This is a genomic window from Micromonospora sp. NPDC005194, from assembly GCF_040608335.1.
Taxonomy (GTDB): Bacteria; Actinomycetota; Actinomycetes; order Mycobacteriales; family Micromonosporaceae; genus Micromonospora.
In genome coordinates this window covers 92,609-106,863 of record NZ_JBEXIA010000008.1, presented here as the reverse complement: position 1 = coordinate 106,863, position 14,255 = coordinate 92,609, and the positions used below count along the sequence as shown (strand labels likewise).

Genomic DNA, 14,255 nt, shown 5'->3' with positions numbered 1-14,255 from the left:
CCGCTCATGTCCGACACCGTGGTCCAGATCGTCCGGCGGGTGCTGCTGCCGGTGTCCCTCCTGTTCGGTTTCATGGTGCTGCTCGGGGTGCTGGTCACCCGCGTGTTCGCCCGGACCTGGCCGTTCACCGTCGAGGACGCGGTGAATCGGGAGTTCGCGGGTGACCGCACCGGCGGCTGGAACGACGTCTCGCTGGTGTTCAGCACGCTGGCCAGCACCCAGATGATCGTCGTGGTCACCGTGCTGGTGGCGCTGGCGCTGCGGCTCTGGCTGAAGCGCTGGCGGGAGCCCCTGTTCCTGTGCGCGGCGGTGACCGCCCAGGCGCTGGTGTTCCTGCTCACCACGATGGTGATCGACCGGCAGCGGCCGGCGGTGGAGCACATGGATGTCTCGCCGCCCACGTCGAGCTTCCCGTCCGGGCACACCTCGGCGGCCGTGGCGCTCTACGTCGGTATCGCGGTGCTGATGGCCCTGCGGGCGCGCAGCACCGGAGCGAAGGTCGCCTGGTGGACGCTGCTGCTGATGGTGCCGGTGGGTGTGGCGCTGACCCGCATGTACCGGGGGATGCACCACCCGAGCGACGTGGTGGCGTCCTTCCTCAACGGCGGCGCCTGCGTCGCGATCATGGCCCGGGCGGTGCTGGACCGGGGACTGCGCTGGGGGCGGACCAAGCTGCCGCTCGCCGCACCGGCCCGGACCTGATCCGGCGCGACGCTCAGGTGCACTCGCCGGTGGCGACGGCCCGGTTGCGCTCGGCGCCGGCCAGCGCCACCGGCCGGGCCTCGGCGGCGGTCACCGCGAACCCGGTGTTGGGGTCGTCCGCCGCCGCCGCGAAGATCACGCCGAGCACCAGGCCGTTGGCGGAGAGCAGCGGCCCACCGGAGTTGCCGCTACGCACCAGAGCCCGGATGGTGTAGATCTCCCGGGTGACGTCGCCGGAGGAGTAGATGTCCGGCCCCTTGATCCGGTCGACGTCCCGAACCCGCGCCGACTGCGCGTTGTACGGGCCATCGAGCGGGAAGCCGAGCACGATGGCGTCCGAGCCGCTGCCCGCGTTGCCGGCGGCGAACCGCAGCGATGGGCCGGGCAGCCCCGGCACCAGCAGCACCGCCAGGTCCCGGTTCGGGTCGTAGACCACCACCTGACCGTCGTACCGCTCCCCGCCCAGCTCCACCGCCACCGATCGGGTGCCGGCGACCACGTGGGCGTTGGTCATGACCCGGTCGTCGGCGTACACGAAGCCGGAGCCCTCGATGCGGCGCGAACAGCTGGGCGCGGAGCCGAGCACCTTGACCACCGAGCGCTGACCGTTGACCACCAGCTGGGAGCCGGCCAGCGCCGGGTCGGGCGGGTCGACCTGCCGGGCCCGGGTGGGCGCGAGACCACCGAAGACGTCCGGGAACCCGTCGGTGTCGACGGTGTCCTCCAGAGCGGTGGAGAGCCGGTGCGCCTCCTCCGGCAGCACCCCGTTCACCACGGTGATCAGCGCGCTGTTGCGCACCGCAGCGGCGAGCCAGGGCACCGACGACGACCCGAGCGGTACGGCGACGAGCCAGGCCAGCAGGAGCACCGCGAACAGTGAGACGAACGCCCCGCCGATGTCGTCGACCCGCCGACCCACGTCGCTGGTGATCGTCTTGCGCAGGTGCGAGCCGAGCCAGCCGGCGAGCGCCTGCCCGATCACGGCCAACCCGAAGATCGCCACCAGTGAGATCAGCACCCGGGTGCCGGCGTCGACGAACTGCCTGGCGAACAGCGGCCCGAGTTGCAGGCCGAGCAGCAGTCCCAGGAAGAAACCGGACAGCGACGTGATGCCGATGACGAAACCCTGGCGGTATCCGCTGATCGCGAACACGAGCATGAGCAGCAGCAGGACGAGATCCACGACGGACACGGGGTCCAGCGTACGGGCAGCGCGCCTACCGGATGACCACCGCTTGCGGAAGGTGACCGCGTGGTCAGCGTAGGGCGGTCTCGTCGACCTCTTCGGTGCCGGCCGACGGCGCAGGAGTGGCCCCCGTGGGCGGCAGCTCGACCAGCCGGCCGGGCGACCACGGGCGGGCCCAGCCACCCATCTCCAGCAGGGCCGCCAGCACCCCGGCGGTGAAGCCCCAGACGAGCATGCCGCGCGCCGAGAACGCCGGCCCCTCCCAGCCGCTGGGATGGCGGACCCGCAGCCGGTTGGCCGGGTCGACCAGCTCGCGGACCGGCAGTCGCGCCACGTGCGCCACCTCGGCGGGCTCCCGCGGGTGCACCGGGTGCGGGTCGTGCCACCAGGCCAGCACGGGGGTGACCACGAAGTCGCTGACCGGGATCCACAACTTCGGCAGTTCGGCCAGCACTGTGACGCTGGCCGGGTCGAGGTCGACCTCCTCGTTCGCCTCGCGGAGCGCGGTGGCCCGGACGTCGGCGTCCTCCGGGTCGGCCGCCCCGCCCGGGAAGGCCGGCTGACCGGCGTGGTTGCGCAGGGTGGCGGCCCGTTGCAGGACCAGCACGTCGGGGCCGGTGCCGGGCTGCTCACCGAGCAGCACCAGCACGGCGCTCTCCCGGCCGCCCTCGGCGGGGGTGGTCAGCCGGGTGAAGTCCTCGGCACGGGCGGTGCCCAGCCGGGTCAGCAACGGCTCGATCCACTCGGGCGGTCGGCGGATCATGCTGGCACCGTCAGGCCGAGATGCTGGCGGACCAGCTTGGCGATCTGCGCGTCATCGAGAGCCCCGGTGGCGTCGATGTGCCGGATGCGGCCCTGCGCGTCGACGAAGAGGGTCAGCGGAAAGGCGTTGCGCTTCAGTTCCCGTTGCAGCGCGTCGCCCTGGTCCACCAGGATCGGGAACCGTACGCCGAAGTCCTCGCCGATGGACTGGGCGCCGCCCCGGCTGTCCCGGGTGTTGACCCCGACCACCTGGAGTCGCCCGGCGGCGCGCTCGCTGAGCCGCTGGAAGGCGGGCAGTTCCTTGCGGCACGGCCCGCACCAGGAGGCCCACACATTGATCACGGCTGGCCCGGCCACGTCGCGCAGAGCGACGGGGGCGCCGCCGGTGAAGCAGGCGAGGGTCAGCTCCGGCAACTCCTGCCCGCCGGGCGCCGTCGACGTGCCGGGCGTGGCGGGGGCCGTCGTGCCGGCGCCGGGCGACGCGGCCGTGGGGGGCGTGCCCAGCCCGGCGCAGTCACGGAAGGGCGACGGCCGTTCGGCGGCGGCCGGCCGTGGTGCGGGGTCGTCGGCCGGGCTGCCGGTGCAACCGGCAACGACCAGTAGCAGCGGCAGGACGAGCAGAGCGAGGCGCCGGTTCACGGCACCTCCGCGGCGACCGCCTGCGCGGGCACCAGCTCCGGATCGACCCCGGCGGCCACCGCGAGGTCACGCGCCCGAGGGCCCTTGAGCAGCTTGGCTGCGGCAGCCGGCTCGGTCGGGCCGGTGCCGTACGAGGGGCAGAGCTTCGCGAGCGTGCACGCCCCGCAGGCGGGCTTGCGGGCATGGCAGACCCGTCGCCCGTGGAAGATGATCCGGTGCGACAGCATGGTCCAGTCGCGCTTGTCGTACAGCGCGCCGATCGCGTGCTCGATCTTGACCGGGTCGGTTTCGGTGGTCAGCCGCCACCGGTGCACCAGCCGCTGGAAGTGCGTGTCGACCGTGATCCCGGGGACGTCGAAGGCGTTGCCGAGAATGACGTTGGCGGTCTTGCGGCCGATCCCGGGAAGCGTCACCAGGTCGACGAGCCGGCCGGGGACCTGACCGTCGTACCGGTCGAGGAGGGCCTGCCCGAGCTTGAGCAGCGAATCGGTCTTGTTGCGGTAGAAGCCGGTGGGCCGGATCAGCTCCTCCATCTCGCCCCGGTCGGCCCCGGCGTACGCGGCGGCGCTCGGGTAGCGGGCGAAGAGCTTCGGGGTGACCTCGTTGACCTTCTTGTCGGTGCACTGCGCCGAGAGGATGGTGGCGACGGCCAGCTCCAGGGCGTTGGAGTGGTCCAGCTCACAGTGCGCGTCGGGGTGCGTCTCGGCCAGCACCCGGCCGATCTTGCGGGCACGACGTTTGCGCCCGAGATCGGTCTCGCTGGCACCGGGAGGGCTACTGGTCACGACGGTCAGCCTACGTCGCGCCCCGGACGTTCCTGCTCGGGTCAACCGGCCGTCGGCGCGGTGATCCTGCCCTGCCCGTCGAACCGGGCCCCACCCTTCGGGAAGTCGGCGCGGCTCAGCTCGGTGACCAGGCCCAGGCCGCGGTCGTCCGGGTCCATCGTCGGCTTGCCGGTGGAGTTCATGTACGTCGAGGTGAACGTGCCGCCGGCCCAACTGCCGTCCGGCTTGAGCGACACCTTCAGCACCCCGCCCCAGCCGAGCCGGCCGGTATTGATCAACGTGTTGCTACCGCCGGCGAAGTTGCCCAGGCTGTACGCGATCAGGCGCCCCTGATAGAACTCCATGCCGCGCAGCACGTGCGGCCCGTGCCCGACGATCAGATCCGCGCCCGCGTCGATCATGGCGTGCGAGAACTTCACCGGGTCCCCCCGGTTCTCACCCAGGAATATCTCGGTGCCGGGTTTCACCCGGGTCTGGTCCGCGCCCTCGCCGCCCATGTGCACCTGCACCACGACCAGGTCGGCCATGGTGGCCGCCTTGGCCACCACCGTCTTGGCCTTGGCGATGTCGACCAGGCTGTTGGACCAGACATACGACGAGAAACCCACCACGGCAACCTTGACGCCCTTGACGTCGACCACGGTGATCTCGTCCGGGGCGCCGGTGTGCTCCAGGTCGTACTTCTCCAGCGCCTTCTGCGTGTTCTCGTAGCCCTTCGGCCCGTAGTCGTAGCCGTGGTTGTTGGCCTGGTTGAGCACCTTGAAGCCGGCGTCGCGCAGGTGCGCGGCGTACTCCGGTGGGGCCCGGAACTGGTAGCAGCGGGTGGAGTTGGCCCCGCACTTGCCGGCGCCGGTGTCCACCGTCAGCGGCTCCTCCAGGTTGCCCATCACCAGGTCGGCCTTGAGCGCCTGCTTGACCGAGTCGAAGAAGCCCTTGCCGCCGGCGGCGGGGAGCCGGCTCGGCGCGTTGCCCATGATGATGTCGCCGGTGGCGGAGAGCGAGATGGCGCCACCCCCGCCGGAGGTTGCGGCGCCGCCGCTCGCCTTCGGGCCGGACGTGGTCACCGGCGCTCCGGTGCCACCACCACCGGCGCCGGGCTGCCACACCGGGGCCTCCCCGCTGTCGGCACAGCCGGCGACGAGCAGGGCGGCCAGCAGCGCCGCGAGGCCGAGGGCGACGCGACGGAACGGGCGGGGCGCGAGGGGGGCGGAAGCGTACATCGCCCGCGACCCTACCGGCCCCGTAACGCGCCGACGAGGGCCGATCGGTCGGAAGTTCAGCCGGTCAGCCGGTCTGACCAGGGAACGACCGGCCGGTCACCGCCCGCGCGCACTGCGGCGTGCACGGCTCGGGCCAGCGGGGCGCCCCAGGTGGAGCGCGGGCCGCCGTACGCGACCTCCGGCCCGTCCACCGGACAGAGCACGGTGACCGCGTCGGTGGGGGTGCCGGTCCCGGGCAACCCCAGCTCGACGATCGCCTGGGTCTTCGCCTCGGTGGCGGTGGCGACGGCGTTGACGAGCGCCGAGTCGGCGAGCCGGGCCGGCACGTACACCACGATGTTGACCGTGCCCACCCGCTGGGCGAGCGCGGCCGGTTCCGGCGCGGCGGCGGGCACCGGGGTGCCGAGCCCGACCGTCGCCCAGGCCCGCACCCCGGTGTCGGTCCGGGCGACCACCTCGGTCACGTCGACGCCGGTCAGCAGGCCCACTCCGGGCCCGTCGAGGGCCAGGTCCGCGGCGAGCGCGGTCAGGTGGGCGGCGGGGTCGTCCCGGTCGTACGACATGGGTACGGTCGCGTTCAGCACCCAGTGCCGGACGCCGATTCCACCGCCGAGCGGGCCGCTGCTGACCGCTCGTAAGGGGCCGTCGGCCCGCCAGACGAGCAGCGGAATCTGCCGCCCGTACTCGGCGCGGCTGGTCAGAGTCGGGTCGCTCAGCACGTCGGGCAGGTTACGCCCACCGATCAAGATTCCAGGGGCGACCTCTGATTCATGCTCACGTGCGCCTAGACTTGACGGCGCGCGAGGGGATCAGCGGACGGCGGCCCCGGCCGAGAAGACGGCACGCGCAACCGGAGGTGCGCGATGGATGAGGTACTGGCCCGCAGCGGGATCTTCCAGGGTGTCGACCCGGAAGCTGCCGAGGCGCTCGCCAAGGAGATGGAGACGATCGAGGTCCGCAAGGGCGAGATCGTCTTCAATGAGGGCGAGCCCGGCGACAGTCTCTATATCCTGCTGTCCGGGAAGATCAAGGTCGGCCGCCGGGCGGCGGACGGCCGGCAGAACCTGATCGCGGTGATGGGGCCGTCGGACATGGTCGGTGAGCTGTCGCTCTTCGACCCGGGTCCGCGTACGGCGACTGCCACCGCGGTGACCGACACCCGGCTGGTGCGGCTGCGCAAGCAGGCGCTGCGGCCGTGGCTCAACAACCGCCCGGAGATCGCCGAGCAGTTGCTCCGCGTGCTCGCCCGGCGGCTGCGTCGGACCAACGACTCGCTCGCCGACCTGATCTTCACGGACGTGCCGGGTCGGGTCGCGAAGAACCTGCTCCAGATGGCCGGCCGGTTCGGCACGCGCGATGGCGGCGTGCTGCGCGTGACGCACGACCTCACCCAGGAGGAGATCGCCCAGCTCGTCGGCGCCTCCCGGGAGACGGTCAACAAGGCGCTTGCCGACTTCGCCTCGCGCGGCTGGCTGCGGCTGGACGGCAAGAGCATCATCATCCTGGACCCGGAGCGCCTCGCCCGCCGCGCCCGCGTCTGAGCGGTACGTCCCGTCCCCGCCTGCCGTCACCGACGGCAGGCGGGGACGTTTTCGTCTGCCCGGCGCAGAAATGCTGGCTCGGTGCGGCAGCAGCGGTGAGGGTGGGCCCATGGTGAACAGAGTTGCGGTGCTCTCCGACATCCACGGCGTACTCCCCGCGCTGGAGGCCGTGCTGGCCGAGCCGGACGTCGCCGCCGCCGACCTCATCGTGCTGACCGGCGACATCGCGTCCGGCCCGCAGCCGGTCGAGGTGCTGGACGTGCTCGCCGACCTGGGTGACCGGGTCTGCTGGGTGGGCGGCAACTGCGAACGTGAGCTGGTCGACGCACGGGCCGGCCGGCCCGCCGCTTTCGAGGTGTCCCACTGGGCCGGCGGGCAGCTCCGCGAGGACCAGGTGGCCCGACTCGCGGCCCTGCCGGCGACGGCGACGTTCGAGATCGACGGCCTCGGGCCGACACTGTTCTGTCACGCGACCCCTCGTGACGACGAGGAAGTCGTGCTCGTCGACTCCCGAATGTCCCGCTGGTCGGAGGTGTTCGCCGGCCTCCCGGCCGAGATCGCGACGGTGGTCTGCGGCCACACCCACATGCCGTTCACCCGGCTGGTCGACCGGCGCCTGGTGGTCAACCCGGGCAGCATCGGCATGCCGTACGGGGGTGCGGGCGCGTGGTGGGCGCTGCTCGGTCCGGGCGTACAGCTGCGCCGCACCGCCTTCGACGTGGACGCGGCCTGCGCCCGGGTGGCGACGGAGTCGACCTACCCCGACGCCGCCGCCTGGGCCGACGAGTACCTGCGCTCCCAGCACAGCGACGCCGACGCCCTCGCCGTCTTCGGCCCGCGCGACGGCCGCTGACCCACACCGCTCCGACCCCGCACATGCCCCCGGCGCTGCACATGCCCCCGGCGCTGCACAGGGCCTCGACGTTGCGGACGGCCTCGACGTTGCGGACGGCCTCGAGATTGCAGACGGCCTCGGCTGGCCGCCGACAGCCGGCGCAGGCCAATCAGCTGAGGTCGGAGGACCTCCTCTGCTGCCTGTAGAGCTGCCCCAGATCTGGGGCAGACCAGGCGTCGCCGCTGCCCCACTCCTGGGGCAGCTCTACAGGGCCAGGGAGTGGCAGGTGGCGCATCGTCGCCGCCCCAGCCCCGGGGCAGCTCTACGAAGGCCCTGGAGGTGGAGGGGCAGATGGCGCATCGTCGCCGCCCAATCCCGAGCCAGGGCAGCTCTCCGGAGGGCCCCGGAGCAGGAGGGGCAGATGGCGCGTCATCGCCGCCCCATTCGTGGGGCAGCTCTACAGGGCCAGGGAGGGCAGTCGAGGGCAGCTCGACCTGAGCACATCGCCGATCCAGCCGTAAAAAAGTCAGTCTTGACTGTTTGTTTCGGAGGCCGCAGGCTGTTGCCGTGTCCGCCGCATCGACGTCTGCCGCCGCGACGTCCGCTGCCGCGGCGTCCGCCGGCGCGACGTCCGCCGGCGCGACGCGTGTTCCCCAGCAGGAGCGCAGTCGCGCCACCCAGGCCCGCCTGCTGGAGGCGACCGTCGACTGCCTCATCGATCATGGCTGGTCCGGCACCACGACCACCGTCGTGGCGGCGCGAGCAGGTGTCTCGCGGGGCGCGCAGCTGCACCACTACCCAACGAAGGCCGCGCTGGTCACGGCCGCCGTCGCCCATCTGGCCGAGCGCCGGGCCAACGAGCTGCGCACCGAGGCCGAGGCGTTGCCGGCCGGCCCGCAGCGGCTGGACCGGGTGATCGACCTGCTCGGGGTGGCCTTCACCGGGCCGCTTTTCGTCGCCGCGCTCGAACTGTGGGTGGCCGCCCGCACCGACCCGGAGCTCCGCGACGCCCTGGTCCCGTTGGAGGCGACGGTCGGCCGGGAGATGCACCGGCTCACCGTCGCCCTGCTCGGGGTCGACGAGCGTCGTCCCGGCGTCCGCGAAGCCGTGCAGGCCACCCTCGACCTGCTGCGCGGGCTCGGGGTGGCCAACCTGCTCAGCGACGACTCGGCCCGCCGTGCCGCCCTGCTCGTCACCTGGAAACGCCAGCTCGCCACCCTCCTCACGCCCTGACCCCGGCCACACCGGCCCCGCACCGACCGGAGGCACCATGGTCGACCTCAGTGACCTGCTCGCGGATCTGGCCGACGAGTCCGCTGACCTGGACGCGCTGGTGGCGCCGCTGCCGGCAGCCGACTGGGCCCGCCCGACCCCGGCGGCCGGCTGGAGCATCGGGCACCAGATCGCCCACCTCGCCTGGACCGACCACGTGGCGCTGCTGGCCGCCACCGATACCGAGGCGTTCTACGCGACGGTGACCGGCGCTCCGGACGTGACGCGGCTGGTGGACGCGGGTGCCGATGGATTCCTCGCCCCGCCCGTCGACTTGCTCGCCCGCTGGCGCGCCGGGCGGGCGGCACTCGCCGACGCCCTGGCCGCCGTCCCGGCCGGCGAGAAGCTGCCCTGGTACGGCACCCGGATGTCGGCCACCTCGATGGCGACCGCCCGGATGATGGAGACCTGGGCACACGGCGAGGACGTGGCCGACGCCGTCGGTGTCGTCCGCCCCGACAGCGACCGGCTCCGGCACGTGGCGCACCTGGGCGTGCGTACTCTCGGGCACGGTTTCGCCGCCCACGGCCGGCCGGCACCGGCGGCGCCGGTCCGGGTCGAGCTGGTCGGGCCCGGCGGTGACATGTGGACCTGGGGTCCGGCGGACGCCGCCGACCGGCTGAGCGGCCCGGCCCGGGACTTCTGCCTCCTGGTCACCCAACGCCGCCACCGCGCGGACCTCGCCCTGGTGGCCACCGGCCCGATCGCCGACGAGTGGCTCGACGTGGCGCAGGCCTTCGCCGGGCCGCCGGGGGCCGGCCGGGCACCGGCCAGCGAAAACGGAGTACGGGCGTGATCCGCATCGGCAACGCCTCCGGCTTCTACGGCGACCGGTTCACCGCCTGGCGGGAGATGCTCGACGGCGGCGAACTGGACGTGCTGACCGGTGACTACCTGGCCGAGCTGACCATGCTGATCCTCGGTCGGGACCGGCTGCGCGACCCCGACCTCGGCTACGCGAAGACGTTCCTGCGCCAGCTGGAGACGTGCCTGGGCACAGCCCTCGACCGGGGGGTGCGGATCGTGACCAACGCCGGCGGGTTGAATCCGGCCGGCCTGGCCGCCGCCATCGAGGCGCTCGCCGGCCGTCTGGGCCTGTCGGCCCAGGTGGGGTACGTCGAGGGCGACGCGCTCCAGCGGCCCGACGCGCTCACCGCGAACGCCTACCTGGGCGCGTTCGGGATCGCCGCCTGCCTCGACGCCGGTGCCAACGTGGTGGTCACCGGCCGGGTCACCGACGCGTCATTGGTGGTCGGCCCGGCCATCGCCCGGTACGGGTGGGGCCGCGACGACCTCGACGAGCTGGCCGGGGCGACCGTCGCCGGGCACCTCCTGGAGTGCGGGGCGCAGGTCACCGGCGGCAACTTCAGCTTCTTCACCGAACTGCCCGACGGCGGGCACCGCCCCGGCTTCCCGATCGCCGAGGTGCACTCCGACGGCTCATCCGTGGTCACCAAGCACCCGGGCACCGGCGGCGCGGTCACCGTGGAGACCGTCACCGCCCAGCTGCTCTACGAGATCGGCGGGCCGGCCTACCTGGGGCCGGACGTGGTCACCCGACTGGACTCCGTGACGCTGCGCCCCGACGGGCCGGACCGGGTCCGGGTCTCCGGCGTCCGGGGCACCCCGCCCCCGGCAACGCTCAAGGTGGGCGTCAACAACCTCGGCGGCTTCCGGAACTCGATGACGTTCGTCCTCTGTGGGCTGGACATCGAGGCGAAGGCGGCCCTGGTACGGGGGCAGATCGAGGAGGCGGTGGGCAAGGACGGGCTGGAAGTCACGCTGGCCCGCACCGACCACCCGGACGCCGCCGACACCGAGGTGGCCAGCGCCCTGCTGCACGTACACCTGCGCGACAGTGACAAGGCGCGGGCCGGGCGGGCCTTCTCGGCCGCCGCGGTGGAGCTGGCGCTGGCCTCCTACCCGGGCTGCACGCTGACCACCCTCCCGGGCGACGCGACACCGTACGGCGTCTTCACCGCCGACACCGTGCCGCAGGACGAGGTCGCGCACGTCGCGGTCCTGCCCGGCGGTGAGCGGGTGCCGATCGCCCCGCCGTTCCGCACCGTCCCCACCGCGGACGACGAGACCGTACCGGGCGGCGACGCGGCGGTTGACGGCCCGACCCGGCGCGGGGCGCTCGGCGAGCTGGTCGGCGCGCGCTCGGGCGACAAGGGCGGCGACGCCAACCTCGGTGTCTGGGCCCGAAGCGACGCCGGGTACGCGTGGCTGCGCGCCTGGTTGACCGTCGAGCGGCTGGCCGAGCTGTTGCCGGAGACGGCGTCGCTGTCGGTGCGGCGCTACGAGCTGCCGAACCTGCGCGCGGTCAACTTCGTGATCGAGGGCCTGCTCGGGGCCGGGGTCGCCGCGTCGACCCGGTTCGATCCGCAGGCCAAGGCGCTCGGCGAGCTGCTGCGCGCCCGGATCGTCGACCTGCCCGCCGATGTGCCGACGGGGGTGGCGCGATGAGCATCGTGGACACCCCCGAACGGCGGCAGCTGCGCGAGTTGACCCGGGCCTTCGTGACCCGGGAGGTGCTGCCGCACCTGGACGACTGGGAGCGGGCCGGCGAGGTCCCCCGGGCCCTGCACGCGACCGCCGCGAAGCTCGGCCTGCTCGGCATCGGCTTTCCCGAGTCGGTGGGCGGCAGCGGCGGTGACCTGCTCGACTCGATCATCGTGACGGAGGAGCTGATCCGCTCGGGCGGCTCGTCCGGTCTGGTCGCGGCCCTGTTCACGCACGGCATCGCGTTGCCGCACATGGTCGCCGCGGCCGGCGCCCGCACCGGCGGGTCGCTGGGCGGCCGGCTCGGCGGCACCCCGCCGCCCGCCGACGACGGCCTCATCGAGCGGTACGTCCGGCCCACCCTGGCCGGCACGATGATCGGCGCGCTGGCGATCACCGAGCCGGACGGCGGCTCCGACGTGGCCGGCATCCGCACCACCGCCCGCCGCGACGGCGACCACTACGTGGTGAACGGGTCGAAGACGTACATCACCAGCGGGCACCGGGCCGACTTCGTGACCACCGCGGTGTGCACCGATTTCCCCGGCAGCGGTGAACTGACCCTGCTCGTCATCGACAAGGGGTCGCCCGGGTTCACGGTGGGGCGCCGACTGGAGAAGCTGGGCTGGCACTGCTCGGACACGGCGGAGCTGTCCTTCGTCGACGTGCGAGTGCCGGTGGCCAACCGGATCGGCGCGGAGAACACCGGCTTCCTGGCGATCATGCAGCACTTCGCCGCCGAGCGACTGTCGCTGGCGACCCAGGCGTACGCGACCGCGCAGCGCTGCGTCGAGCTGGCGGTGCGCTGGTGCCGGGACCGGGAGACCTTTGGGCGTCCGCTGGCCAGCCGGCAGCTGGTCCGGCACCGGCTGGCCGAGATGCACACCCGCGCCGAGGCGGCCCGGTCGTACGTGCACGAGGTGGCCATCCGGGTGGCTCGACCACTCCAGCTCGGCGCGTCTGACGCCGCGCCGCGACCTGGAGCAGTCGCCGGCGAGCCGGTGGTGACCGAGGTGGCGATGGCCAAGAACGTCGCGGTGGCCGCCTGTGACCAGGTCGTCGACCAGGCGTTGCAACTGCACGGCGGCTTCGGCTACCTGCGCGACGCCGAGGTGGAGCGGCACTACCGCGATGCCCGGATCCTCGGCATCGGCGGCGGCACCACCGAGATCATGAACGAGATCATCGCGAAGGGCATGGGCCTATGACGATCCTGGACAGCGCGATCGATCCGGCCGCACCGGGGCACGTGGCGAACCGGGCGGCGTTGCTGGAGCGACTGGCCGAGCTGGACGCCGCGCTGGACCAGGCCCGGGCGGGCGGCGGCGAGAAGTACGTGTCCCGGCACCACAAGCGCGGCAAGCTGCTCCCCCGGGAGCGGATCGAGCTGTTGGTGGACGCCGACAGCCCGTTTCTGGAGCTGTCGCCGGTCGCCGCGTACGGCACGGATTTCCCGGTCGGGGCCAGCGTGGTCACCGGTATCGGCGTGGTCGAGGGCGTCGAGTGCCTGATCGTCGCCAACGACCCGACGGTACGCGGCGGCGCGGTCAACCCGTGGTCGCTCGCGAAGACCCGGCGGGCCGGTGAGATCGCCCTGGCCAACCGGCTGCCGATGGTCAATCTGGTCGAGTCGGCCGGGGCGGACCTGCCCACCCAGGCGGAGATCTTCATCCCGGGTGGCCGGGTGTTCCGGGACCTGACGCGGCTCTCGGCCGCGGGCATCCCCACGGTCAGCGTGGTCTTCGGCAACGCCACGGCCGGTGGCGCGTACGTGCCGGGGATGTCCGACCACGTGATCATGATTCGGGACCGGTCGCAGGTCTACCTGGCCGGGCCGCCGCTGGTGAAGATGGCGACCGGCGAGGTCACCGACGACGAGTCGCTGGGTGGCGCGGCGATGCACGCCGGCACGTCCGGGCTCGCCGACTACCTGGCCGCCGACGAGCGCGACGGCATCCGGCTGGCCCGGCAGTGCGTCCGCCGGCTCAACTGGCGCAAGCAGGGCCCGTCGCCGCGCACGGCCGTGCCGCAGCCGCCGAAGTACGACCCGGAGGAGCTGCTCGGCATCGTCAGCTCCGATCTGAAGGTGCCGTTCGACCCGCGCGAGGTGCTGGCCCGGATCCTGGACGGCAGCGACTTCGACGAGTTCAAGCCGGCGTACGGGGACGCGCTGGTCACCGGCTGGGGCGAGCTGCACGGGTATCCGGTGGGGGTGCTGGCGAACGCCCGGGGGGTGCTGTTCAGCGCGGAGGCACAGAAGGCGGCCCAGTTCATCCAGCTCGCGAATGCCTCGGACACCCCGCTGATCTTCCTGCAGAACACCACCGGCTACATGGTCGGCACCGAGTACGAGCAGCGCGGCATCATCAAGCACGGCGCATTGATGATCAACGCGGTGTCGAACTCGACGGTGCCGCACCTGACGGTGAACCTGGGCGCCTCGTACGGGGCCGGCAACTACGGCATGTGCGGGCGGGCGTACGAGCCGAGGTTCCTGTTCACCTGGCCGAACGCCAAGTCGGCGGTGATGGGCCCGGCGCAGCTCGCCGGGGTGCTCTCCATCGTGGCCCGGCAGGCCGCCGCCGCCCGGGGGCGCTCATTCGACGAGGAGTCCGACGCGGCGATGCGGATGATGGTCGAGCAGCAGATCGAGTCGCAGTCCGGCGCGCTCTTCCTCTCCGGCCGGCTCTACGACGACGGGGTGATCGACCCCCGGGACACCCGCACCGTGCTGGGGCTCTGCCTCTCGGCGATCCACAACGGACCGGTGAAGGGCGCCGACGGTTTCGGCGTCTTCCGGATGTAGAG

Annotated in this window: 14 protein-coding genes; 8 read left to right on the top strand and 6 right to left on the bottom strand. The window is 72.8% G+C overall.

Annotated elements, in window-relative coordinates; translation table 11 throughout:
- Positions 1 to 6: 6 nt before the first annotated feature.
- On the top strand, positions 7 to 702 hold the full coding sequence (locus tag ABZU53_RS09400; protein ID WP_354860819.1) for a phosphatase PAP2 family protein: 696 nt from the start codon (positions 7 to 9) through the stop codon (positions 700 to 702).
- A 13-nt stretch (positions 703 to 715) separates the two neighbouring features.
- Here the strand turns inward: ABZU53_RS09400 and ABZU53_RS09395 are convergent, their stop codons facing one another.
- From ABZU53_RS09395 to ABZU53_RS09370, 6 genes are all read right to left on the bottom strand, one after another.
- Positions 716 to 1,894, bottom strand: coding sequence for a MarP family serine protease (locus ABZU53_RS09395; protein WP_354860820.1), 1,179 nt, complete (start codon positions 1,892 to 1,894; stop codon positions 716 to 718).
- Positions 1,895 to 1,958: 64 nt separating this feature from the next.
- Positions 1,959 to 2,651 (bottom strand): CoA pyrophosphatase, encoded by a 693-nt coding sequence (locus tag ABZU53_RS09390; RefSeq protein WP_354860821.1) that lies wholly within the window; start codon positions 2,649 to 2,651, stop codon positions 1,959 to 1,961.
- Positions 2,648 to 3,289: a redoxin domain-containing protein gene (locus ABZU53_RS09385; protein WP_355064913.1), complete on the bottom strand. Its 642-nt coding sequence runs from the start codon at positions 3,287 to 3,289 to the stop codon at positions 2,648 to 2,650. The genes ABZU53_RS09390 and ABZU53_RS09385 overlap by 4 nt, the downstream gene beginning before the upstream one ends.
- Entirely contained in the window at positions 3,286 to 4,074 is a 789-nt protein-coding gene (gene nth / locus ABZU53_RS09380) for an endonuclease III (protein ID WP_354860824.1), read from the bottom strand. The genes ABZU53_RS09385 and nth overlap by 4 nt, the downstream gene beginning before the upstream one ends.
- Before the next feature lie 41 nt (positions 4,075 to 4,115).
- A complete protein-coding gene (locus ABZU53_RS09375; RefSeq protein ID WP_355064911.1) occupies positions 4,116 to 5,294 on the bottom strand; it encodes a CapA family protein in 1,179 nt (392 codons plus the stop codon).
- A gap of 56 nt (positions 5,295 to 5,350) precedes the next feature.
- Positions 5,351 to 6,013 (bottom strand): adenosylcobinamide amidohydrolase, encoded by a 663-nt coding sequence (locus tag ABZU53_RS09370; protein ID WP_355064910.1) that lies wholly within the window; start codon positions 6,011 to 6,013, stop codon positions 5,351 to 5,353.
- 144 nt (positions 6,014 to 6,157) lie between these two features.
- Here ABZU53_RS09370 and ABZU53_RS09365 point away from each other — a divergent pair, with 144 nt between their 5' ends.
- From ABZU53_RS09365 to ABZU53_RS09335, 7 genes are all read left to right on the top strand, one after another.
- Positions 6,158 to 6,835, top strand: a complete 678-nt coding sequence (locus ABZU53_RS09365; RefSeq protein WP_007466162.1) for a Crp/Fnr family transcriptional regulator — start codon at positions 6,158 to 6,160, stop codon at positions 6,833 to 6,835.
- A gap of 109 nt (positions 6,836 to 6,944) precedes the next feature.
- Positions 6,945 to 7,688: a metallophosphoesterase family protein gene (locus tag ABZU53_RS09360; protein WP_355064908.1), complete on the top strand. Its 744-nt coding sequence runs from the start codon at positions 6,945 to 6,947 to the stop codon at positions 7,686 to 7,688.
- A gap of 669 nt (positions 7,689 to 8,357) precedes the next feature.
- Positions 8,358 to 8,903 (top strand): TetR/AcrR family transcriptional regulator, encoded by a 546-nt coding sequence (locus tag ABZU53_RS09355; protein WP_355065029.1) that lies wholly within the window; start codon positions 8,358 to 8,360, stop codon positions 8,901 to 8,903.
- Between the two features lie 37 nt (positions 8,904 to 8,940).
- On the top strand, positions 8,941 to 9,738 hold the full coding sequence (locus tag ABZU53_RS09350) for a TIGR03084 family metal-binding protein (protein ID WP_355064906.1): 798 nt from the start codon (positions 8,941 to 8,943) through the stop codon (positions 9,736 to 9,738).
- Positions 9,735 to 11,411 (top strand): acyclic terpene utilization AtuA family protein, encoded by a 1,677-nt coding sequence (locus ABZU53_RS09345; protein ID WP_355064904.1) that lies wholly within the window; start codon positions 9,735 to 9,737, stop codon positions 11,409 to 11,411. Before ABZU53_RS09350 ends, ABZU53_RS09345 begins: the two co-directional genes overlap by 4 nt.
- Entirely contained in the window at positions 11,408 to 12,655 is a 1,248-nt protein-coding gene (locus tag ABZU53_RS09340) for an acyl-CoA dehydrogenase family protein (protein WP_355064902.1), read from the top strand. Before ABZU53_RS09345 ends, ABZU53_RS09340 begins: the two co-directional genes overlap by 4 nt.
- Complete coding sequence (locus ABZU53_RS09335) at positions 12,652 to 14,253, top strand: carboxyl transferase domain-containing protein (protein ID WP_354856542.1); 1,602 nt, start codon at positions 12,652 to 12,654, stop codon at positions 14,251 to 14,253. Before ABZU53_RS09340 ends, ABZU53_RS09335 begins: the two co-directional genes overlap by 4 nt.
- Positions 14,254 to 14,255: the final 2 nt, after the last annotated feature.